Genomic DNA, 22,129 nt, shown 5'->3' with positions numbered 1-22,129 from the left:
CGCCGCGCTTGTCGCGAAGACGAAAGGAAAGGGTGCTCCGGATGCGAGTGCTGGTTCTCGGCGGTGACGGTTACCTAGGCTGGCCCACTGCGCTCCACCTGTCCGACAGAGGCCACGAAGTGGCTGTCCTGGACAACTTCGCGCGGCGGCAGTACGACGTCGAGCTCGGAGCCGAGAGCCTCGTCCCGATCGAAGACCTGAGCACCCGCACCGACGCGTGGCACGCGGTGTCCGGAAAGCGGATCGCGAGCTACGAAGGCGACCTGCTCGACGCGGAATTCCTCTTCGAAGCGGTGCGCGATTTCCGTCCTTCCGCGATCGTGCATTTCGCCGAACAGCGGTCCGCGCCGTATTCGATGATCGACCGCGAGCACGCGGTCTACACGCAGCACAACAACGTCGTCGGCAACCTGAACCTGCTGTACGCGATCGCCGAGCTCGACCCGGACATCCACCTGGTCAAACTGGGCACGATGGGCGAGTACGGCACCCCGAACATCGACATCGAGGAAGGCTGGCTCGAGGTCGAGCACAACGGCCGCCGCGACCGGATGCTGTACCCGAAGAAACCAGGCTCGTTCTACCACCTGTCGAAGGTCCACGACTCGCACAACATCGAGTTCGCCTGCCGGATCTGGGACCTGCGCGCGACTGACCTCAACCAGGGCGTCGTGTACGGCCAGCAGACGCCGCAGACCGCGCTCGACCCCCGGCTGGCCACGCGGTTCGACTACGACGCGGTGTTCGGCACGGTGCTCAACCGGTTCGTCATCCAGGCCGTTCTCGGCCAGCCGCTCACGGTGTACGGCAAGGGCGGGCAGACGCGCGGGCTGATCGACATCCGCGACACCGTCGAATGCATCCGGCTCGCCGTGGAGAATCCGGCCGAGCGGGGCGAGTTCCGCGTGTTCAACCAGATGACCGAGAGCATGTCGGTGCGGGAGATCGCCGAACTCGTCGCCGACCGCTTCCCCGGGCCGGTGCAGATCGAGAACCTGGACAACCCGCGGGTCGAGCAGCCCGAGCACTACTACAACGTCAAGCACACCGGGCTGGTCGGGCTGGGGCTGGAGCCGCACCTGCTGTCGGACACGCTGATCGAGTCGATGTTCGACATCGTGGGGGCGAACAAGCACCGGGTGAACGACGAGCGGCTGCGTCCGACGGTGCGCTGGCGCGGGGCGGTCGAAGCGTCCTGACCTCGGGCTGGGCCGTTCTGGTCTCGCGCCGGGAAGTCCCGCGCGCCGCCTCGTTCCGCCGCCGTCGCGGAAATTGTCGGTGGCGGGTGGGATGCTCTTCGGGTCAGCCCCTCGAGGGGTCGGAACCGGGAGAGCGGCAAGGAAAACGTGGGGGACGAAGCAGCGGCGCGGTGGAGCCCGGAGCGGGTGCTCGAACTCGCGCCGGACGCCGCGTCGGCGAAAGCCGGGCGCAGGCAGGCGGCGCCGGCGAAGTGGTCGGACGCGGGCGCGTCGGGCCGTGCCGTCTGGGGCGCGTGCCAGGGCAGCGGGAAGCGGCCGTACCAGACGACGGTGGAAACGGCCGGGCCCGCGTTCCGGTGCACCTGCCCGAGCCGGAAGTTCCCGTGCAAGCACGCGCTAGGGTTGCTGTTGCTCTGGTCGGAGGGACAACTCCCCCGCGCGGAGGAGCCCGGATGGGTGCACCAATGGCTCGACGAACGGGCCGCGCGAGCGGAGCGGGCCGAGAAGAAGACGGACGCGCCGAAGGATCTCGAGGCGGCGGCCAAGCGGGCGCAGGAGCGGCTCGCGCGCGTCACCGCCGGGGCCGCTGAGCTGCGCGGATGGCTCGCCGATCGGGTGTCCGCCGGGTTCGCGACGTTCGAACGCGGCGGCGCCGACGAGCTGTACACGGTCGCGTCGCGCATGGTCGACGCGCAAGCTCCCGGGCTGGCGAACGGCCTGCGCCGGGCCGCCGCGCTGGTCGGCCGCGGCCGGGACTGGCCGGATCGGCTGCTGGCCGAGTTGTCGCTGGTGTACGTGCTCGCGGACGCGGCTAATCGGCTGGAATCGCTGCCTGCCGGGCTCGCCGACACGGTCCGGACCCGGCTCGGGTTTTCGGTAGGCAACGCGCAGGTGCTGGAGTCCGGCGAACGCGTGCCGGACCAATGGCTGGTCACCGGCGCGATCGACGAGGAACAGGACTCGCTGCGCAGCAGGCGCACGTGGCTGCGGGGCAAACGCAGCGGCCGGGATGCGCTGGTGCTGTCGTTCGCGCCGCCCGGGCGTCCGCTGGACAGTTCGCTGCCGCCCGGGTTCGAGGTCGCCGGGGAGCTGGTGTTCCACCCGGGCGCGGTGCCGCTGCGGGCGGTGTTCGACCATCGAGAGGAGCCCGCAGTCCCGGTGAGCGGTCCGGTTGGCGGCACTTGTGCTTCGGCGCTCGCCGACCATGCTGCCGCGCTCGCGGCTGATCCTTGGCTGGACCGGTGGCCGGTGCTGCTGTCCGATCTCCGCCCAGCGCGGCACGGGGACAGCTGGGCACTGTCCGATGTAGACGGTGCGGCGCTGCCGTTGACGCCCACGGTGGATCCTTGGCCGCTGCTGGCCCTCGCGGCGGAGCAACCGGTGACGGTGGCCGCGGAATGGACGACGGCGGGGTTGCGGCCGTTGAGCTGCTGGCACCGCGACGGGATGGTGCGACTGTGACCACTTGGAACGACCTCGTCGGCACCGTCCTGCTCGGCACTCGCCGCAGAACCCTCGACCCTGCCGGATTACCGCCCGGGGTAAAGGAAATCGCCGAACAACGCACCGAACCCGCCGACCAGGCGCTCGTCGCCGCGGCGGCGTACACCGGGTATCGCCGGGCCGGGCAGCAACCGCTCACCGGCATCGAACCCGAGCCCGCCGCGGCAGCGGACAACCGCCCGCTCATCCCGGCCGTCGCGCGGGCGCGGCTCGGGCACCTGCTGTCGGCCAACCGGCCGGAACTGGTCGAGGAATGGCTCACCACGGTGGCGGGCAAGGGATTGCGCGTCCCGGCCGACCGGCTGCCCGCGCTGGCCGACGCGGCGCGGACCCGGGTGTCGCTGCGGGCACCGCTCGCCACCGTCGCCGGGCCGGTCGGGGCATGGCTCGGCGAGCGGAATCCGGAGTGGGCGTTCCTGGTCGCCGCCGCGGACGACACCAGCGACAACGCCTGGCAGTTCGGCACCGCCGCACGACGGCAGGCCTGGCTGGAACGCGTGCTCGTCGCCGAACCCGCCCGCGCGCGGGAGACGCTCGCCGCGGCCTGGGGCAACGAACCAGCCGACGTCCGCGCGACTTTCCTGACCCTGCTCGGCGAACATCTCACCGACGAGGACGAGCCGTTCGTCGAAGCCGCGCTCGGCGACCGGGCGGCCGGGGTGCGCGAGATCGCGTTGCGGCTGATCGGCCGGTATCCCGATTCGGCGTCCGGCGAGCGGATGATCGAACGGCTGCGGGCCTGCGTCACCGTGCGCAGCCGCGCGCTGCGGGCCGACGTCCTCGAATTCACCCCGCCCGAGCCGGACGACGACCTGATCCGCGACGGCATCCGTGTCCCGCCCGGTCCCGGGCAAGGCACCGCCCGGCTGCGCGCGATCATCGCCGCCACTCCCCTGCGGTTCTGGGCCGAGTACGGCAGTCCGGGCGAACTGGCCGGGATGCTTGTCGAGGGCCCGCCGTTGAACGTGGTGCGCGAAAGCTGGGCCACCGCCGCGCTTCGGCAACGCAACGAGCAGTGGGCGCAGGCCCTCGTCGAGGCCGAACCGGGCGGACGCAGCACCGCGGCGCTCATCGGCGTGCTGTCGCCCGAACAGCAGGCCGCCACGGTCGCGAAGCTGACGCGCGGGCTGCCGGTCGAAGCCCTCACCCGGCTCATCCTCGATCTGCCCCAGCCGTGGCCCGCCGCGCTCGGCACGGTGCTGCTCGACTGGGTCGCCGGGCAACGCGACCACCGGCTCGTCGCGCACGCGGCCGCGCTGATCGCGAAAGCCGTGCCCGTCGCCTGCCTCGGCCATCCGCTGGCCGAGATCCCGCTTCCCGGCGAGGCCGCCCCGTGGCGGCGCGCAGTCGCCGAAACCCTGTCCTTCCGCCGTGAAATGCACAAGGAGCTCGCATGACGTCCCCCGTCCTCCGGCCGCACGCCGAACAGGAATACGCCGGCGAACTGGCCGCTCTCGCCGCGGCCGATGACCGGGCGAAACCGCCGTCGTGGCGGCTGTCCCCGTGGGCGGTCGTCACCTACCTGCTCGGCGGGAAACTCGACGACGGCACCGAGATCAGCCCCAAGTACGTCGGGCCGCGGCGGCTGATCGAGGTCGCGGTCGCCACCCTCGCCACCGACCGCGCGCTGCTGCTGCTCGGTGTGCCGGGCACGGCGAAAACCTGGGTGTCCGAACACCTCGCGGCGGCGATCAGCGGCGACTCCACGCTGCTCGTCCAAGGCACCGCGGGCACCTCCGAGGAACAGATCCGGTACGGCTGGAACTACGCGCGGCTCATCGCTGAGGGTCCGAGCGACCAGGCCCTGGTCGAAAGCCCGGTGCTGCGCGCGATGCGGGACGGCAAGGTCGCGCGGCTCGAAGAGCTCACCCGCATCCCGGCGGACGTGCAGGACTCGCTGATCACCATCCTGTCCGAGAAGACGCTGCCGATCCCCGAACTGGGCGCCGAAGTCCAGGCGCGGCCCGGGTTCACGCTGGTGGCCACGGCGAACAACCGGGACAAGGGCGTCAACGAACTGTCGAGTGCGCTGCGCCGGCGGTTCAACACCGTGGTGCTCCCGCTGCCGGACACCGCCGAGGCCGAGGTGGACATCGTCCGGCGGCGGGTCGGGCAGCTGGGCGCCGCGCTGTCGCTGCCCGCCGAAGCCGCCGATCTCGCCGAAATCCGCCGCGTGGTCACGGTTTTCCGCGAACTGCGCGCCGGTCGCACCGAAGACGGCCGCACCGCGGTGAAGACCCCGTCGGGCACGCTCTCGACGGCGGAAGCGATCAGCGTGCTCACCGGCGGACTCGCGCTGGCCGCGCACTTCGGCGACGGCGTGCTGCGCGCGCAGGACGTCGCGGCCGGGATTCACGGTGCGGTGGTGAAGGATCCGGTGGCCGACAGCGCGATCTGGAGCGAGTACCTGGAAACCGTCGTGCGCGAGCGGGAGGGCTGGGCCGACTTCTACCGGGCAGGCCAGGAGATCGCCGGATGACCACTCATCTCCTCGGGATCCGGCACCACGGTCCCGGTTCGGCGCGGGCGGTGGCCGCCCGGCTCGCCGAGCTGGAACCGGACGTGGTGCTGATCGAGGGACCGCCGGAAGCGGACCAGCTCGTCGATCTCGCCGCGGACGACGACATGCGGCCGCCGGTCGCGTTGCTGGCGTACGCGTCCGACGACGTGTCGCGCGCGGCGTTCTGGCCGTTCGCGGTGTTCAGCCCGGAATGGCAGGCGCTGCGGTACGCCGCCGCGGCCGGCGTCCCGGTGAAGTTCTGCGATCTCCCGGCCGCACACCAATTCGCGCTCGGCGAGGAACGGACCGCACCCCGCGCCGACCCGCTCGCGGAACTCGCCGCGGCGGGCGGCTACGACGATCCGGAACGCTGGTGGGACGACTTCGTCGAGTCCCGCCGGGGCGAGGAATCGCCGTTCGAGGTGATCGCCGACGCGATGACCGCGCTGCGCGAGGGCGAGCGGCCGGACGATCCGCACGAGCAGCGGCGCGAGGCGTACATGCGGAACGTGCTGCGCAAGACGCGGAAGGAAGGCTACGAACGGATCGCCGTGGTCTGCGGGGCCTGGCACGTGCCCGCGCTGGCCGATCCGCTGCCGCCCGCGTCCAAGGACCAGGCTGTCCTCAAAGGACTTCCGAAGCGGAAGGTCGTGTGCACGTGGGTGCCGTGGACGCACGGCAGGCTCGCGTCGGTCACCGGCTACGGCGCGGGCGTCCGCTCCCCCGGCTGGTATCACCACCTGTTCAGCACCGCCGACGACGTCACCACCCGATGGCTCACCGCCGTCGCCGGAGTGCTGCGCGAGGAAGACCTGCCCGTCTCCACCGCGCACGTGATCGAAGCAGTGCGGCTGGCGGACACGCTGGCCGCACTGCGCGGGCGGTCGTCGGCGGGGTTGGCCGAGGTCGACGCCGCCACCCGCGCAGTCCTGTGCGGAGGTGACGACGTCCAGGCCGACCTGGTCACCCGGCGGCTCGTGGTCGGCGAGCTGCTCGGCGAGGTGCCCGACAGCGTTCCGCAAGCGCCGCTGGCCGCCGACCTGATCGCCACCGCCCGGCGGCTCCGGCTCAAACGCGAACCGCAAGCCCGCGAACTCGATCTGGACCTGCGCACCCCCGGCGGCCTGGACCGCTCCCGCCTGCTGCACCGCCTGCAGATCCTCGGCATCCCCTGGGGCGAGCCGGAATTGTCTTCGGTGCGGAACAAAGGCACCTTCCGCGAGACCTGGACCCTGTGCTGGGAACCAGGTTTCGAGGTCGACCTGGTCGCGGCCGCCGTGCACGGAACCACGGTGCCCGCCGCCGCCACCGCGGTCGTGCGCGAAACCGTCGCCGAATCACCCCCGCTCGCCGACATCACCGCCGCGGTAGAACGCTGTCTTCTGGCCGACCTGGGCGACGCCCTGCCGGAAACCCTTGCCGCACTGGACACCCGCGCCGCCGCCGACGCGGACGTCGCACACCTCATGACGGCCCTGCCTCCGCTCGCGCGAGCGACCCGCTACGGCGACGTCCGCGGCACCGACACCGGACGGCTTCGAGAAGTCGCCGACCGGATCCTCATTCGGGTCTGCGCCGGGCTCCCGCCCGCGGTCCACGGCATCGACGAGGAGGCCGCCGCACAGTTCTGCGAACTGGTCGACGACGTCCACGAAGCCACCGACCTCCTGGGCGACGCCTCCCGCGACCGCTGGTTCGCCGCCCTCGCCAAGCTGTCCACTCGCGACTCTCTGCCGCCGCTGCTGGCAGGCCGCATCGTGCGCCTCCTGCACGACGCCGACCTCCTAGACGGCGCCGAGGTCGAACTCCGGCTGGGCCGGATGCTCACCCCCGGCATCGCACCCACCGACGGCGCCGCCTACGTCGAAGGCTTCTTCTCCGGCGGCGCACTCCTGCTGGTCCACGACGAACGCATGCTGCGCGTCGTCGACACCTGGCTGACCTCGATCCCGCCTGAGGTCTTCACCGAGATACTTCCCTTGCTGCGCCGCACTTTCGGTGCCTTCGCCGGTCCCGAGAAACGCGCGATCGGCGAACGCGCCGCAACCCTGTCCGGCGCTCGCCGGGTCGAGTCCACAGTGGTCGAAGACCTGGACGAACTCCGCGCCGCAGCAGCCCTGCCGGTCTTCGCCACCCTCCTGGGAGCCGCCCCGTGACCACCGATCCCGAACGTCTCCGCCGCTGGCGCCTAGTGCTGGGCGGCGACTCCGACGGCACCGGCCACGCACTGTCCGAAGGGGACACCGGTGTCGACAACGTACTGGCCGCCCTCTACGACGAGCGCCCCAAGAACCCGCGCGGCAGCGGCGACCGCAGCGGTGGTCTGCAAGCCTCCGCGCCGCGCGTCGCCCGCTGGCTGGGCGACATCCGGAAGTACTTCCCCGGCTCGGTCGTGCAAGTCATGCAACGCGACGCCGTGGACCGGCTCGGCATCACCCGGATGCTGCTGGAACCGGAGCTGCTGAGCGCCGTCGAACCGGATGTCCACCTAGTCGGCACCCTGTTGTCCCTCAACAATGTTTTGCCGGAGGAGACAAAGGAAACCGCCCGGGTTGTCGTGCGCAAGGTCGTCACGGAGTTGGAGGAACGCCTGGCCGAACGCACCCGCGCGGCGATACGCGGTGCCCTGGACCGCGCGGCCCGCACCCAGCGCCCCCGAGGCGCGGACATCGACTGGAACCGCACCGTCCGCCGGAACCTGAAACACTATTCTCCCGACCTGAAAACCATTGTGCCCGAACAGCTTTTCGGCTTCGGCCGCCGAGAACAAAGCGTCCGGCGCGACGTGATCCTGGCTGTCGACCAGTCCGGTTCGATGGCAGAATCCGTGGTGTACTCCGGCGTCTTCGGCGCGGCCCTGGCCTCGATGCGCGCGCTGAGCACGAAATTCGTCGCCTTCGACACCGCGGTCGCCGACCTCTCCGACCATCTGGACGACCCCGTCGACGTTCTGTTCGGCACCCAGCTGGGCGGCGGCACCGACATCAACCGCGCGTTGGCGTACTGCCAAGGACTGGTCGAGCGCCCGGAACAGACACTCCTGGTGCTGATCAGCGACCTGTACGAAGGCGGAGTGCGCGACGACCTGCTGCGCCGGGTCGCGGACCTGGTCGGTTCCGGGGTGCAGGTGGTCACGCTGCTGGCGCTGTCGGACTCCGGAGCGCCGTTCTACGACCACGAGAACGCGGCCGCGCTCACTGAGCTGGGGGTTCCCGCTTTCGCCTGCACGCCGGACCTTTTCCCGGACCTGATGGCAGCCGCGCTCCGAAGGGAGGACTTGAGCCGCTGGGCGGCCGCGGCGACCGCGCAATAACCCGGAACGCCACGCTGAGTGCGCAGGGACCCAGGCGCGGGCTGACAGGCGAATACCGAGGGTCTCGGCGCGCGCGACATCCTGCGGCACAAGGTTCGCCTTCCGCGGACAGTTCCGTCGCGCTGTTGTCGCTTGACTGGTGGGCGCCCTTCCTGCCTTGCGGTGAAGTGGACACCAGACGCGCCCGCTGCCCGGAAAGTCTCAGCCGGCCGAGCGATCCAGTGCGTCCAGCAGCCAGGTGTGCGCGACTCCGACCGGCACGGCTTCACCGGTGATCTCCCCCGCGACATGCCAGTAGCGGCGTACCTGCGGATGCCGGTCGGCGGCCGTGCGCCGCCGCAGCACGCCCCGGAACTCCGGGGTGTCGCCGGTGCCGGACGCGGCGGCGTGGGCTGCGGCGAACAGATCGAGCGCAGGCCCCGGTTCCGGTCGTGCTCCCGCCGCCACCTGCGGGGACGCCAGCTCGCACGCCGCGCCGACGCCGTCGTGGAGAGCGCCGAGGCGAGTGACCAGCGTGCTGGTCCGCAGCCGGGCGGCGAACGCTCGGTCGGCGGCGAGCAGCACTAGCTCGGCGTACGCGACGACCTGCGCCGGAGTCGGCAGCTCAGGGGGCTGCGGCGCACTCACGGCGAGGAACATGTCGGCCGTGTCCGGCGTAACCGTGCCGGTGACCATCGGGTGCCAGAGGCGGACGAGGGCCTCGTGCCCGGCGGAGCCATCTGTCACGGCGTACAGCAGCTCGAGCCGAGCAGCTCGGTCGGCAGGCGGTGCCTCTTCGACGGCGCGGAGAGCTGCGCGCCGCCAGGCCAGCGTCGTCACCTCGCGGTCGAGCGCGGCGCGCTCGGCGGCCGCTGCCTCGACGAGGGAGCGCTCTCCGGCGAGGACGTCCGCGATCGAATTCAGGCTCAGCCCGAGTCCGCGCATCCGCCGCACCAGGTTCAGGCGGTGCACCTGCGCCGGGTCGAACCGGCGGTGCCCGCCGGCGCTGCGTGCCGAGGTCAGCAGTCCTTCGTCGCAGTAGAAGCGGATCGTGCGGACGGGCACGCCGGTGCGCCGCGCCAGGTCGCCGATTCCGAGTGTGTCGCCGGTCACTTCCGATGGAACCTCCAGCCGGGTGGAGTTCCTACGGTACGGCCATGGATCTCGATACCGCACGATTTGTCCAGGGCTTGCACGACCATACCGCCGGGTTCGCGAAGGCGGTGGCCGGCGCGGATCCGGAGACTCCGGTGCCCACCTGCCCGGAGTGGCCGCTGCGGGTGCTGGCCGGGCACGTCGGGCAGGCGCACCGCTGGGCGGCGGGCCTGATCCGGTCAGGCCCGGCCCCGGTGCCGGACCCGTTCGAAGCGGACCTCGGCGCGCCCGGCGAGTGGTCCGGCTGGCTGCACGCGGGAGCCGCGGAACTCGCCGCCGCGGTGCTCGCCGCCGCCGACAGTCCAGTGTGGACATTCTTCGGCCCGCGACCGGCGACGTTCTGGCTGCGCCGCATGCTCCACGACACGACGGTGCACCACGCGGACGCGGCCCTTGCCACCGGAACCGCGTTCGAGGTCGCTCCGGACCTCGCGGACGACGCGATCAGCGAGTGGCTGGAAATGCTGTCCCACCCGGTCATGGCGACGCTGAGACCAGCTTTCGCGGCGCTGCGCGGCACCGGCCAAACGCTCCAGCTCCGCCCCGGCGCCGGAGTGGGCTGGCTCATCACCCGCACCCCCGGCGGTGCGCGGTGGACGCGGGCCACGGACACCGCGGACGTGACCCTGACGGGTTCCGCCGGAGATCTCCTGCTCGTGCTCACCCGACGGCTGCCACCCGGCCAGGTCACGATCACCGGCGACCGCAACCTTGCCGACCACTGGCTGGCGCACACAGCGGCGTGAGGGCTCCGGCGGTTCGGAAGCCGACGTGCTCGATGCCTGGCTCAGGAGCCCAGGAGACGGAGCAAGGCAGGCGGGACGGACGGCGAAGACCGCCGGACACACCATGGGCGCCCTCGACTGTCCGGCGAGCCCGGAGCCGCTGGCGTGGCACAAGTCTTGGCCAACGTTGGCGGCCTCGGACTCCCCCGTGGGCCCGGAACCGCTAACGCGGCACAAGTCTTAGCCAACGCCGGCGGCCTCGGACTCCCCACTAGCCCGGAACCGCTGACACGGCACAAGTCTTGGCCAACACTGGCGGTCTCGGACTCCCGGCGAGCCCGAGACAGCGTCGGTGGCGCAGACGTCACCGCCGACGCACACGGGCAGGCCCGCCGTCCCAGCCAGTCCGAGACCGCTGCCCCGGCGGCTGTGTCACCATCGGGAAATGGGAACCACCCCCGGCCCGGTGCCCGCGGTCCCGCTTTCGCAGCTGCGGCAGCTGCGTCTGGGCCAAGGACGCCATGGACCGCGGCTGGGCCGAACCCCTCGACCTGGGCGCGATCGCCGCGCACGCCGGGTACTCGCGTTACCACTTCGTGCGCCTTTTCCGCGCCGTGTACGGGCAGACACCCGGACAGTATCTGAGCCGCCGCCGGATCGAACGCGCGGAGGATTTGCTGCGGACCGCCGACCTGTCCGTCACCGAAATCTGCGCGCTGGTCGGGTTCAGCAGCCTCGGATCGTTCTCCGCGAGCTTCAAGAAACACACCGGCCTGACCCCGAGCGAATACCGTGCCCGACATGTCAGCCAGGGCTCAGCCCTCGTCCCCGGGTGTTACGCGCTTCTGTGGCACGGCGGGTTCAAGGGACTGACTCAGAGATCCAAACCGGGTCCTGAGTGACGAAGTCCCTGGCGCGTCGATCTCACGGACGTCCTGGAGCCGTCGCCGAGCAAGGACCGCGCCTCGACTGACCTCGGATCCCGCCGCGGGCCGATCTCGTGGATGTGCGGTGACGAAGCCGTTGCCGGCCAAGGAAACAGGCCTTGTTCGCGCGGATCACCGCCGACGTTGGGCGCGGCCGTGAAGCAAGGGGGTGACCGGCACTGCCGAGACGCCACTCAGACGATGTCGAATTCGTCGCCCTCCGGGTCCTGCATGGCGGCGGCGTAGTGCCCCAGGTCCGGCTCGTCGTTGATCCGCAGCACCGTGGCACCGGTACGTAGCCGCGACGCCCGGCCAAGGACCGCAATTTTCAAGAAGCCGAGCGGCCCCGGCAGTAACTACGGTTGATCACAGAGAGCGGGCGAACAGCGCCTGCCGGACACAAGGAGTCAGCTGTGATCAAGGGCCTGTCCATCGCCAACGTCTGGGTCCTCGACCATGACCGGGCCAAGGAGTTCTACACCGGGAAGCTCGGCCTGGAAGTCCGCACCGACATGACAATGGGCGACGGCGGGATGCGCTGGCTGACCGTCGGGGCCAAGGACCAGCCTGACCTGGAGATCACGCTGATGGTCCCGGGCGCGCCGGCGCTCGACCCGGAATCGGCCGAAGCGCTGAAGAAACTCGTCGCGAAGGGAGTGCTGGGAGCCGGGGTTTTCGGGACCGACGACATCCACGCCGACTACAAAGCCCTGAAGGCGCGCGGCGTCGAGTTCGTGCAGGAGCCGCAAGAACGTCCCTACGGCACTGAGGCCATCTTCCGCGACGATTCCGGCAACTGGTTCTCCTTCACCCAGCGCCGGGAAAACCTCGATCTGGACAAAGATTGGAGCTGTTGACGGACCGGTGCCGCGGCCGGACCGGCAGAATTTCAGCGGGACCGCGGCGGCTCCCTCGGCAGGTCATCGCGAAATGCCGAGCGGGGGCGGGGCCGGGAATTCGGCACCGTCGCGGTGCTTCGCTCGCCCGGTCGTCAGAAGCGCCGAGCAGACCAGCCCGGAACGATCTCGGCAAGGCCTCCGCGGCTCCCCTCCACATCGCCGGAAAAGCCAACGGAAGCAAGAACAGCAGAGCTCGGCGCCATCGCGGCACTCCCCCGCCAGGCCATCAGCGGCGCCGAGCAGGCTGGGCCGGAAAGACCTCGGCACCACCGCCGCGCATCCCCGCAGAATCACGAAAATCGAGCAGCTCAGCAACGCCCAACAGACCAGGCCGAAAAGGACCTCCGCACCACCGCCGCGCATCCCCGCAGAATCACGAAAGCCGAGCAGCTCAGCAACGCCCAACAGACCAGGCCGAAAAGGACCTCCACACCACCGCCGCGCACCCCCGCAGAATCACGAAAGCCGAGCAGCTCAGCAACGCCCAACAGACCAGGCCGAAAAGGACCTCCACACCACCGCCGCGCACCCCCGCAGAACCACGAAAGCCGAGCAGCACGGAAACAGGAGGTCAAGCACTGCGCCGCGAAGCGCGCTCGAATCGCAGCACCCCGTCGTCGACTCGGCTCAGCCGGAGGTCGGCCGCGTCCAGTACGTAGTTTTGCCGCATCAGCCAGGGGCGGCGGTTGCCTTGACGGGGCAGGACTGAGGCGGCGCGCGTCAGGTAGCCCGATGTCAGGTCCATGATCGGTCGCCGCGTCGCTTCCGGGATTGCGGGAGGGAGGGGCACGCACGCATCGAACCCGTTGCGGGAAAGGTGGTTCAGCAAGCGGCACACATAGCGGGAGACGAGATCGGACCGCAGTGTCCAGGACGCGTTCACATAACCGAGGCACCACGCGAAGTTCGGCACCCCGCCTAGCATCATTCCCTTGTACACCAGCTGTTCCGAAGGCTCGATCGCCGCACCGTCCACGCTCAGGTCGATTCCGCCGAACGCGATCACCCGCAGGCCGGTCGCGGTGACGATCACGTCCGCGGGCAGTCGCGCGCCTGATTCCAGAGTGATGCCTTCGGGGGTGAAGCGATCGATCCGGTCGGTGACGATGTCCGCTTTTCCGCTGCGGAGCGCTTGGAAGAAGTCCGCACCGGGGGTCAGGCAGAGCCGCTGGTCCCAGGGTTGGTAGCGGGGCGAGAAATGGGGATCTACCGGAATTGAAGGAGGCAATTGCTGAGCGGCCGCATCCCGCAAGAAGGCTGCCGCGCGCTCGGGCTGCCGCCGGGAGAACTGGTAGAGCAGCGTCGTCACCAGGACGTTCTTTGCCCGTACGACGTGGTAGGCGAGTCGCGAAGGGAGATATTTCCGCAGGCGGCGGGCGAGTGAGTCCGTCCAGGGCCGAGAGAGGACGTAGCTTGGCGAGCGTTGCAGCATGGTCACGGACTCCGCGCGCGAAGCCAGTTCCGGCACCAAGGTCACGGCGGTGGCGCCGCTGCCGATGACGACGACTCGTTTGCCGGAGAGGTTCAGGTCCTCCGGCCAGAACTGTGGATGCACGATCTCGCCGCGGAACGCGTCGCGGCCCGGGAAATCGACGACGTGGCCGTTTTCGTAGCTGTAGTAGCCGCTGCAGAGGTACAAGAAAGAGCAGGTAAACACGAGAAGCTCGCCGTCGCGGGAGACCTCCACCGTCCAGCGGGCCGAGGCTGACGACCAGGACGCCCGAACTACCCGGTGGCCGAACCGGATGTGCTGGGAAATCCCGTAGTGCGCGGCGGTCTCCCGGATGTACTCCAGGATTTCCGCGCCGGACGCGATCGCCTGTTCCTTGCGCCACGGGCGGAACGGGTAGCCGAGCGTGAACATGTCCGAGTCGGAGCGCACGCCGGGGTACCGGAAGAGATCCCAGGTTCCGCCGATCGTGTCGCGCGCTTCGAGGATGGCGTACGTCCGGCCCGGCGCCTGCTGCTGCAGCCGGCACGCCGCGCCGATGCCGGACAGTCCGGCTCCGACGACCAGGACATCGAAATGCGCCACAGTTCCTCCCCGCTCGGTACAGCTCCGCCCACTTTACGGCCGAGGCCGACTCAAGTGGGGCCCCGCCGGGCCAGGCCGGGAACCACCGGCCCGGCGGGGAAAACCGTGCTCACCGCAGGGGAACGATCTTGGTGGCGCCGAAGGTGTCCTTGAGCGGAACCTCCACGGTGCGCCGCCGCACCGTCACGCGGACGCTGTCCTGCAGCTGCGTCGGGTCGGAAACAGCGAGACTGTCCCTGCCGAGCGCCACCGAAGCGGGTCCTGAGACGGATACTTCGTCCACGGTACCCGCACTGTAGAAGTTTGCGAGCAGTGTGTTATCCCACAGCCGCAAGGCCTGGACAGCGGCCGTATTCGCCCGAACGCGCCACGAGAGCATCGAAGCGACAGTCCCCACCACCGAAGCGCCGGGCAGAACCGCGTACGCGTACTTCGCATCCACCGGCTTCGCGCCGTGCTCGATCACCAGTTTCTGGTACCGCCGCGTGTTCGGCGTCGTGGTGCCCTTCGTGTTGGCACCGGTGTCGACGTCGCGCCACGCGCCGACCCGGTCTTCGCGCAGTGCGGTGACCTCGGCATTGTCGAGCAGGACGTACCCGCCGACGTGGTCGAGGTGCAGCCAGCGCGGCCGGTGCAACGCAGCCGAATCGCCGACCACGCGGGCGTCGGCCCGCAGCGTGCCGCGTCCGTTTTCGCCGAGGTTGCGGTTTTCGATCGTCGTCCGGACCGCTTGCCCGGACATGTCGGTGATCCCCGCGCCGAGGCAGACGATGCCCGCCGGAGTGAAGAACCAGGACTTCTTCGCGGACAAAGAACCGTCTTCGGAGACGAAATCCATCGCGTACGCGCCGTGCCCGGCGTCCCAGCGCACGCCGCCGACGTGCGCTTTCGTCGTCAACGGCGTCGCGGCCAGCGGTCCCGGCGGACCGGCCTTCGCGGTGGTGCCGGGCAGCAGCGACGGATCGACGGTCGGCCAATAGGCGTCCGAGTAGTGGCCTTTCGCGTGGGGAAGGAACAGATACAGCACCCCGTCGCCGACGTGCCAGCCGTGCAGGTTCATCCCGTTGATCGACTCGTAGCGCGAGATCCGCATGGAGCCGACGCCGAGCGACGCGGACCATCCCTCGGTCACGTGCACCATCCGGTCCTGCTGCCCGAAAATCCGGTGAGTCGCGACGATCGGCGTGGGCCGAACGGGTCCGGCGAGCATGTCCTGGGCGAACTCGATGCCCGGCGTCGCGACGAGATCCGGGCCCGGCGCGAACCGTTCGGGATCGGGGATTTCCAGGAACGGCGCGTACGTCCCTTCTTTGATCCATTTGGCGGCGAGGCCGGACAGTTCCGTCTTCACGGTTCCGGTCGCCGAGCGGGCGAGAACCAAAGTCGCGACGGTCAGCTGATGTCCGATGTCGTGCGCGGTTTCGCCCTGGCGCGACAGCATCCGCCCGCGCACCGGCTCCATCAGCGCGCCCGCGTAGACGAACGGCGCGAACGTGTCGCCGACCAGCGCGTACACCTTTTGCTTCAGGTCGTCCGGCAGCGCGTACTCGGTGCCTTCGGTGACGTGGATCGTCCCGGCGAGCGCGGTCAGCAGGACGATGCCGTAGTGCCCGGGGTACGGGATGGTGTCGTGCTGGATGAACGAACCGTCGGCGTGGAAACCGTCGCCCGCCGCGCGATTGAGCTTCGCCAGGACGCTCGCTGCTCCCCCGCCGGCGACGTCGGTGATCGCGTCGATGCCGGTGCGGATCCACGCGGTGTCGCCGGTCAGCGCGCCGGACACGATCGAGATCAGCGCCTTGTCCGCCCGGTTCGCGCCGGTTTCGACGACCTTCGGGTTGTTCGCGCGCAGGTTCGGGTTGCCGACGAACCGCTTGATCGGGCTGACATATCGCGCCGACTCTTCAGCGGTCAGCTGGTCGGCGACCGTGACGAGCGTGTGCAGCAGGTAGTACGGCACCCCGATTTCGTAGGTGTACCAGTTCCCGATCTCGCCGACCTGCGGGTTGTACTGGCTGGCGTAAATCAGCTCCAGCGCTTTCTTGATCCCGTCGAGCACCTTCGGGTCGCCGGAAAGCGTGCTGCCCGGAGTCCCCCAGTCGACGGCGATCGCGCGCAGCCGGGCGTACATCGACGTGGTGTAGTCGCTGCCCGGTCCGAGCGGCAGGTCAGTCCACAGTGGACCGTTTCCGGACACCGTCATGCTGTCGTAGTACGACTTCGCGACCCGGCCGAGGTTCTTCAGCGCGGCCGAGCGTTCCGGCGACGGGCGGTTGATGCCGGTCTGCAGCTCGCGGTAGCCGGCCACGATGGTCTTCAACGGATCGGCGGAAGGTGCGGCGAAGGCCGGGCGCGCGGTGGCGGCCAGCGCGACCGACGCGGCGGCGATGGCACCGCCACGCAGTGCGGTTCTGCGGTTAACGGGCATGACGGTGCCTCCCAGTGGGGTTGGTTGCGAGTGGCAATCCCGGTTAGAACCGGGATCGCCACTCACGAGGGGGTCTGTTCAGCGCGCTCCGTCGACCCGGCGCGGCAGCTGCCACGGGTTCGCTTCCTGCAGGGCTTCCGGCAGCAGCGCGTCCGGGAAGCTCTGCCACGCCACCGGGCGCAGGAAGCGTTCGATCGCGGCGGTGCCGACCGAGGTCGTGGTCGGCGCGGTGGTCGCCGGGTACGGGCCGCCGTGCTGCTGCGCCCAGCTGACCGTGACGCCGGTCGGCCAGTCGTTCCACAGCAGCCGTCCGGCGAGCCGGGTGAGCGAAGGCAACAGCGGACGCACAAAGTCGGCGTCGCTCTCCTCGCCTTGGACCGTCGCGGTGAGGCCGGGTTCGAGGCTGTCCAGCACCTCCGTCAGTTCTGCCTGGTCGGAGTAGGTGACGATCAGCGACGCGGGGCCGAAGTGCTCCTCGCGAACGGCCTCGCCGCCAGCCAGGAATTCCTTCGCCGTGGTCGCCAACAGCGACGGAGTGAACGCGTCGCCGTCCTGCGCGCCTTCCACGACCGACTCGACGCCCGACACCGCGCGCAGATCCGCCAGCTTCCGCGCGAACCCGGCCGCGATGCGGTCGTTCAGCATTTCCTGCTGGGCCACCGCTTCGACGGCCTCGCGCAGCGTGTCGTCCAACCCGTGGCCCTCGGGCAGGAACAGCAGGCCCGGCTTCGTGCAGAACTGGCCCGCGCCGAGGCTGAACGACCCGGCATAGCCCTTCGCCACCGCCTCGCCGCGCGCCGCGACCGCACCCGGCGTGACGACGACCGGGTTGACGCTGCCCAGCTCGCCGTAGAACGGAATCGGCGTCGGCCGCGACACCGCGATGTCGAACAGCGCGCGCCCGCCCGGAACGGAACCGGTGAACGCGGCGGCGGAAATCCGCGGGTCCTTGAGCGCAGTGACGCCCTGCTCGACCCCGTGGATGACCGCGAACGCACCCTCCGGCGCACCCGCCTCCGTCAGCGCCCGCGCGACGATCTCGCCGGTCCGCGTCGAAAGCTCTTCGTGGCCCGGGTGCGCCTTGAGCACCACCGGACAGCCGGACGCCAGCGCCGATGCCGTGTCGCCGCCCGCGACGCTGAACGCGAACGGGAAGTTGCTCGCGGCGAACACGAGCACCGGCCCGATCGGCACGAGCACCCGGCGCAGGTCCGGCCGGGCGCCCATCGGCCAGGCCGGGTCGGCGTGGTCGACGGTCGCGCCCAGGAATTCGCCGTCCCGCAGCACTTCGCCGAACAGCCGGAGCTGGAACGTCGTGCGCGCCAGCTCGCCCTTCAACCGCGGCGCGGCCGGGAGGCGGGTTTCCTGATGCGCCAACGGGATCAGCTCGTCGGCGGCCGCGTCGAGCGCGTCCGCGGCGGCGGCCAGCCAGCGTGCCCGCTCGGCAGGCGTGCTCTCGGCGAACGGCCGGGCGGCTGCCGCAGCGGCGGCCAAGACGCTTTCCAGTTCCGTGGCGGAAGTTTCGCGGCTCAATGGATCTCCTCGTCAAACAGGTTTCAGGACGCCGGGTGCGCGGCAACGGCGGGGTGCCACTCGGCACGGTCAGCCGGAGCGCTTGCCGCGAACAGCCGGGTGGCTGCCGTCGCGCGTTTCCGTTCCGGGGCGGGAATTTCGCGGCTCACAGCATCTCCTCGTCGAACAGATTCAGGACGCCAAGTGCGCGGCAACGACCAGCCACTCGGCCCAGCGGCTCCCCCAGCCAACGCATCTCCCACCCCGGAGCGGAAGCTTCGCGACTCAACGTATCTCCTCATCGACCAGCTTCACGACGCCGGATGCCCAGCAGCAGCCAGCCACTCGGCTGGCTGCTGCCAGCACGCTTTCCCATTCCGGTGCGGAAGCTTCGCCGTTCAACAGATCTCCTCGTCAAACAGCTTCACGACGCCAAGCTCGCGGCAACGGCCAGCCACCCGTCTCGGGGACTGCCGCAACCAGCACACCTTCCCAGGGCAAAAGCTTCACGACTCAACCCATCACCCCACCACCCAAGCCTCACGACACCGAGTGCGCGGCAGCCGTAGCGGCATGCAGATCCGGCCAGCGCGCAGGTCCGGCCAGGCCCAGGTGGTACAAGTGCAGCTCGCTAGCACCAGCCTTGGCCAACTCGAGCACGTACGCCTCGATGTCCGGCACCGCGCTCGCCGCGACCGCGGTGATGTAGCTGCCGATCGCGACCCGTTCCGGCAGTGCCTTCCGAGCAGCGGCAACCGCGTCGACGCTTGCCTGGCCGGGGGCCCAGTTCTGCAGCACCACCGTCTCGGCGTCGTCGGCGGCTGTCGGGGTCAGGCCGGGCAGTGCGCCGGTGACCCACGGGTCCAGTGCGCCGTGCAGCACGATCCGCGTACCTGGCCCCAGCACGGCCAGAACCGCGGCGCGCAGTGCATCGGTCGACTGCTGCCGTCCGGAGAGCAATACTTTCTTCAACTCAGCCGGAAGTCTATCCTCTGCCACCGACAAATCCGCGGTAGCGATCAGCCGCTGCACCTCGGCGCGCAAAGTTTCCCGGACGTCCGACGGGTCGAGGCCGGTCCAGCCCTCCGCGCAGGCGTCGCAGCAGCAGATCGACAAAAGCCGCGCGGTGGCGGGAGCCCATACGCCGTCGGTCTTCTCGTGCTGGTGCTGGTGCACGCCGCCGAGCGGGCCGCACGCCTCCAGCAGAACCGACGAAAGATCAAGTCCTGCAACGGATTCGGCGGTCAACACAGCCGCATACTCGCGTACGACGGGCTGCGCCGGGCACAACGCCCACGGGTACGTCTCACCAAAGCAGTTGCGCACGGCGTACTGCGGGAATTCGGTGCCCAGCTGCGAGTTATGCGTGAGCACAATCCACGCGGCAGCCGGGATTCCAGCCTCATTGAGCCGTCGGACCGCATCGCCGCCGCTGTCTTCCGAGGAGACCCAGTCCGGCGTGGCGGGGACGAGATCCGACCACGCCTCAGGGCGCACCGGTCGGTAGAGCGCGGCCGTCCGCGCGACTACCGAAGTCTGCTCCGTCGACCAAGGTGTCGCGGCCCGGGCGCTGTGGTAGGCCAAGGCCACCGCGACCTCGTCCACTCCGAGGTCCCGCACTCGCTCGGCGAACGCGGTGTCGCCGAGCACGTCCCACGGATACGCGTATCCGGTCACCTTCACCGGTTCACCACCTCCCCGTGTTCGGTTCGAAGCCGGGCTGGTACTTGCGCATGTACGTCACATCGTCCCGTTTGGTCAGTCCACATCGGACATAGTCCTCGTGCGCCCTGGCGAGCGCGTCCTGGTCCAGCGTGATCCCGAGCCCGGGACGGTCCGGCACGGCCACCGCTCCCTCGACAAAAGTCAGCACGCCTGGTTCGATCACGTCGGCAGTCTTCCACGGCCAGTGCGTGTCGCAGGCATACGTCAGATGCGGAGTCGCCGCCGCGACGTGGACCATCGCGGCGAGGCTGATGCCGAGGTGGCTGTTGGAGTGCATGGACAGCCCGACGCCGAAGCTCTCGCAGGCCACCGACAGCGCCTGGGTGTCGCGCATTCCGCCCCAGAAGTGGTGGTCGGACAGGAGAACGCCGATCGCGCGCGCCCGGAACGCGGGTTCCAGGTCGCCGAAGTTCACCACGCACATGTTGGTGGCCAACGGCATGCTCGCCTCGCGCGCAACCTCCGCCATGCCCTCGATACCTGGTGTCGGGTCTTCGAGGTACTCCAGCACGCCGTCGAGTTCGGCGGCCACGCGGACACTCGTCGAGGGCGTCCACGCCGCGTTCGGGTCGATGCGCAGCGGATGCCCGGGGAACGCCGAGGCGAGCGCGCGAATGCCCTCGATCTCTTGTTCCGGCGCGAAAACCCCGCCCTTGAGCTTGATGGAGCGGAACCCGTACTCGTCGACCATTCGCTGCGCCGAGCCGACCAGTGCTTCCGGTGTGAGGATGTCGCCCCAACTGTCCTCGTCCGCGCCGATGTGCGCGCCGTACTTGTAGAACAGGTACGCGGAGAAGTCGACGGCATCGCGGGCCTTGCCGCCGAGCAGGTCGACGACGGGACGGCCGAGGAACTGTCCTTGCGCGTCCAGGCAGGCGACCTCGAACAGCGAGTACACGCTGGCGATCGTCTTGCGGATGGAGAATCCGCCGATCAGGCCGTGCTCGTCGGTCAGCACGGTCCCGGCCAGCGCACGCGCGATGATCCGCTTCAAGCCCGGCAGGTCGAAAATGTCGTGTCCGGCCAGGTCCGGCAGCACCTTGCGCACCTCGCCGAGGAACGCCTCGTCGCCGTACGACTCGCCGAGGCCGACAACGCCGTCGTCGCACACCACTTGGACCACGCTGCGCAACGCGTACGGCTCGTGCGCACCCATCACGTTGAGCAGCGGTGCGTCCGCGAAGGCGACCGGGGTCAGCACCACGTCCCGGATCTTCATCAGAGGCCTTTCAGCACGGCGAAACCGTTCTCGACGACCTTGCCCAGCCGGTCGATCTGCTCGGCGGTCGGCTCGATCAGCGGCGGCCGGACGGTGCCGACCTTGTCGCCGCGCAGCCGGGCGGCGGCCTTCACCAGCGACACCGCGAAGCCGGGCGTCTCGTCGCGCAAGGCCACCAGCGGCAGGTAGAACCCGGCGAGCAGCGCGTCCATCGTCGCGTTGTCGTCCTCCGCGAGCGCGCGGTGGAAGCGGTGCGCGATCTCCGGCGCGAAGCAGTGCACCGCCGAGGAGTAGCGCGCGACGCCGACTGCCGCGTACGCCTTCGCCGACACCTCGGCGGTCGGCAAACCGTTGAAGAACAAGAAGTCCGCGGAACGCTGCGTGCCGAGCGCGCGGATCGTGGTGACGATCCGGGTCATCGCTTCGACGTCGCCGTAACCGTCCTTGAGCCCGACCACCGACGGGATGTCCAGCAGCTTCGCGGCGGCCGGCGCGGTGAAAACCCCGGTGCTGCGGTGGTAGACGATCACCGGCACCGAGGTGTCGCCGACCGCGTAGCGCACGTAGTCGACCAGCCCCTCCTGCGGCCCAGTGACCAGGTACGGTGGAAGCAGCAGCACGCCGTCGGCGTTGCCCGCCTGCGCCGCCGCGACGCCCGCGCGCGCAGTGGCCGCGCCGCCGCCCGCGCCGACCCACACCGGCACCCGCCCAGCAGCGACCTCGCGCGCCTTCGCCAGCAGCGCGGCGACCTCGTCGACCGACAGCGAGCTGAACTCCCCGGTGCCGCACGCGACGAACAGCGCGCCCGCACCGGCGGCGATGTGGCTCTCCACGTTCTCCGCGAACCCGTCGAGGTTGAGCTCGAGGTCTTCGGTGAAGGGGGTCAGCGGGAACGCCAGCAAGCCGTCCAGCTCGATTGCGGTCTGTGCCATCAGTTTCTGCTCCAATGTTCACATTCTTGAATGGAGTCTGTTATCGTGACTATGTTCACCCACAAGAACGCTGTTCGGG

Annotated in this window: 18 protein-coding genes; 9 read left to right on the top strand and 9 right to left on the bottom strand. The window is 69.9% G+C overall.

From position 1 onward, the window contains the following. Positions 1–41 precede the first annotated feature (41 nt). The 6 genes from ACWDNU_RS26125 to ACWDNU_RS26100 all read left to right on the top strand — a co-directional run bounded on the left by ACWDNU_RS26125 (position 42) and on the right by ACWDNU_RS26100 (position 8,515). Positions 42–1,199 (top strand): NAD-dependent epimerase/dehydratase family protein, encoded by a 1,158-nt coding sequence (locus tag ACWDNU_RS26125; RefSeq protein ID WP_449670826.1) that lies wholly within the window; start codon positions 42–44, stop codon positions 1,197–1,199. Between the two features lie 147 nt (positions 1,200–1,346). Then, positions 1,347–2,660 carry an SWIM zinc finger family protein gene (locus ACWDNU_RS26120; RefSeq protein WP_449670825.1) on the top strand — a complete coding sequence of 438 codons (1,314 nt, stop codon included), beginning with the start codon at positions 1,347–1,349 and terminating at the stop codon, positions 2,658–2,660. Further along, entirely contained in the window at positions 2,657–4,099 is a 1,443-nt protein-coding gene (locus ACWDNU_RS26115; RefSeq protein ID WP_449670824.1) for a DUF5691 domain-containing protein, read from the top strand. The genes ACWDNU_RS26120 and ACWDNU_RS26115 overlap by 4 nt, the downstream gene beginning before the upstream one ends. Then, the gene (locus tag ACWDNU_RS26110; RefSeq protein WP_354745875.1) at positions 4,096–5,181 is read left to right on the top strand and encodes an ATP-binding protein; all 1,086 of its coding nucleotides are present in this window, start codon (positions 4,096–4,098) and stop codon (positions 5,179–5,181) included. The genes ACWDNU_RS26115 and ACWDNU_RS26110 overlap by 4 nt, the downstream gene beginning before the upstream one ends. Further along, positions 5,178–7,358, top strand: a complete 2,181-nt coding sequence (locus ACWDNU_RS26105; protein WP_449670823.1) for a DUF5682 family protein — start codon at positions 5,178–5,180, stop codon at positions 7,356–7,358. The genes ACWDNU_RS26110 and ACWDNU_RS26105 overlap by 4 nt, the downstream gene beginning before the upstream one ends. Continuing rightward, complete coding sequence (locus ACWDNU_RS26100) at positions 7,355–8,515, top strand: VWA domain-containing protein (RefSeq protein ID WP_449670822.1); 1,161 nt, start codon at positions 7,355–7,357, stop codon at positions 8,513–8,515. Before ACWDNU_RS26105 ends, ACWDNU_RS26100 begins: the two co-directional genes overlap by 4 nt. Positions 8,516–8,716: 201 nt before the next feature. Here the strand turns inward: ACWDNU_RS26100 and ACWDNU_RS26095 are convergent, their stop codons facing one another. Then, entirely contained in the window at positions 8,717–9,607 is an 891-nt protein-coding gene (locus ACWDNU_RS26095; RefSeq protein ID WP_449670821.1) for a MerR family transcriptional regulator, read from the bottom strand. A gap of 44 nt (positions 9,608–9,651) precedes the next feature. On the opposite strand from ACWDNU_RS26095, the gene ACWDNU_RS26090 reads away from it, so the two are divergent. After that, on the top strand, positions 9,652–10,395 hold the full coding sequence (locus ACWDNU_RS26090) for a maleylpyruvate isomerase family mycothiol-dependent enzyme (RefSeq protein ID WP_449670820.1): 744 nt from the start codon (positions 9,652–9,654) through the stop codon (positions 10,393–10,395). Between the two features lie 500 nt (positions 10,396–10,895). Beyond that, a complete protein-coding gene (locus ACWDNU_RS26085) occupies positions 10,896–11,276 on the top strand; it encodes a helix-turn-helix transcriptional regulator (RefSeq protein WP_449670819.1) in 381 nt (126 codons plus the stop codon). Between the two features lie 218 nt (positions 11,277–11,494). On the opposite strand, the gene ACWDNU_RS26080 is transcribed toward ACWDNU_RS26085, so the two are convergent. Beyond that, positions 11,495–11,632, bottom strand: a complete 138-nt coding sequence (locus tag ACWDNU_RS26080; protein WP_449670818.1) for a hypothetical protein — start codon at positions 11,630–11,632, stop codon at positions 11,495–11,497. Positions 11,633–11,713: 81 nt separating this feature from the next. On the opposite strand from ACWDNU_RS26080, the gene ACWDNU_RS26075 reads away from it, so the two are divergent. Beyond that, positions 11,714–12,157 (top strand): VOC family protein, encoded by a 444-nt coding sequence (locus ACWDNU_RS26075; protein WP_370936370.1) that lies wholly within the window; start codon positions 11,714–11,716, stop codon positions 12,155–12,157. A 613-nt stretch (positions 12,158–12,770) separates the two neighbouring features. On the opposite strand, the gene ACWDNU_RS26070 is transcribed toward ACWDNU_RS26075, so the two are convergent. The 7 genes from ACWDNU_RS26070 to ACWDNU_RS26040 all read right to left on the bottom strand — a co-directional run bounded on the left by ACWDNU_RS26070 (position 12,771) and on the right by ACWDNU_RS26040 (position 22,050). Continuing rightward, positions 12,771–14,234, bottom strand: a complete 1,464-nt coding sequence (locus tag ACWDNU_RS26070) for a flavin-containing monooxygenase (protein ID WP_449670817.1) — start codon at positions 14,232–14,234, stop codon at positions 12,771–12,773. A gap of 109 nt (positions 14,235–14,343) precedes the next feature. Beyond that, positions 14,344–16,662: a polysaccharide lyase 8 family protein gene (locus tag ACWDNU_RS26065; RefSeq protein WP_449670816.1), complete on the bottom strand. Its 2,319-nt coding sequence runs from the start codon at positions 16,660–16,662 to the stop codon at positions 14,344–14,346. A gap of 78 nt (positions 16,663–16,740) precedes the next feature. Further along, complete coding sequence (locus ACWDNU_RS26060; protein ID WP_449670815.1) at positions 16,741–18,195, bottom strand: aldehyde dehydrogenase (NADP(+)); 1,455 nt, start codon at positions 18,193–18,195, stop codon at positions 16,741–16,743. Between the two features lie 23 nt (positions 18,196–18,218). Continuing rightward, on the bottom strand, positions 18,219–18,344 hold the full coding sequence (locus ACWDNU_RS26055; RefSeq protein ID WP_449670814.1) for a hypothetical protein: 126 nt from the start codon (positions 18,342–18,344) through the stop codon (positions 18,219–18,221). A gap of 370 nt (positions 18,345–18,714) precedes the next feature. Continuing rightward, positions 18,715–19,857, bottom strand: a complete 1,143-nt coding sequence (locus tag ACWDNU_RS26050; RefSeq protein ID WP_449670813.1) for a hypothetical protein — start codon at positions 19,855–19,857, stop codon at positions 18,715–18,717. Positions 19,858–19,861: 4 nt separating this feature from the next. Further along, a complete protein-coding gene (locus tag ACWDNU_RS26045; RefSeq protein ID WP_449670812.1) occupies positions 19,862–21,118 on the bottom strand; it encodes a glucarate dehydratase family protein in 1,257 nt (418 codons plus the stop codon). After that, the gene (locus tag ACWDNU_RS26040; RefSeq protein WP_370936364.1) at positions 21,118–22,050 is read right to left on the bottom strand and encodes a 5-dehydro-4-deoxyglucarate dehydratase; all 933 of its coding nucleotides are present in this window, start codon (positions 22,048–22,050) and stop codon (positions 21,118–21,120) included. Before ACWDNU_RS26040 ends, ACWDNU_RS26045 begins: the two co-directional genes overlap by 1 nt. Positions 22,051–22,129: the final 79 nt, after the last annotated feature.

The sequence above is a fragment of the Amycolatopsis sp. NPDC003676 genome (assembly GCF_053587275.1).
The sequence above is the reverse complement of the archived record's forward strand: the minus strand, read 5'-3'. Positions and strand labels throughout refer to the sequence as shown.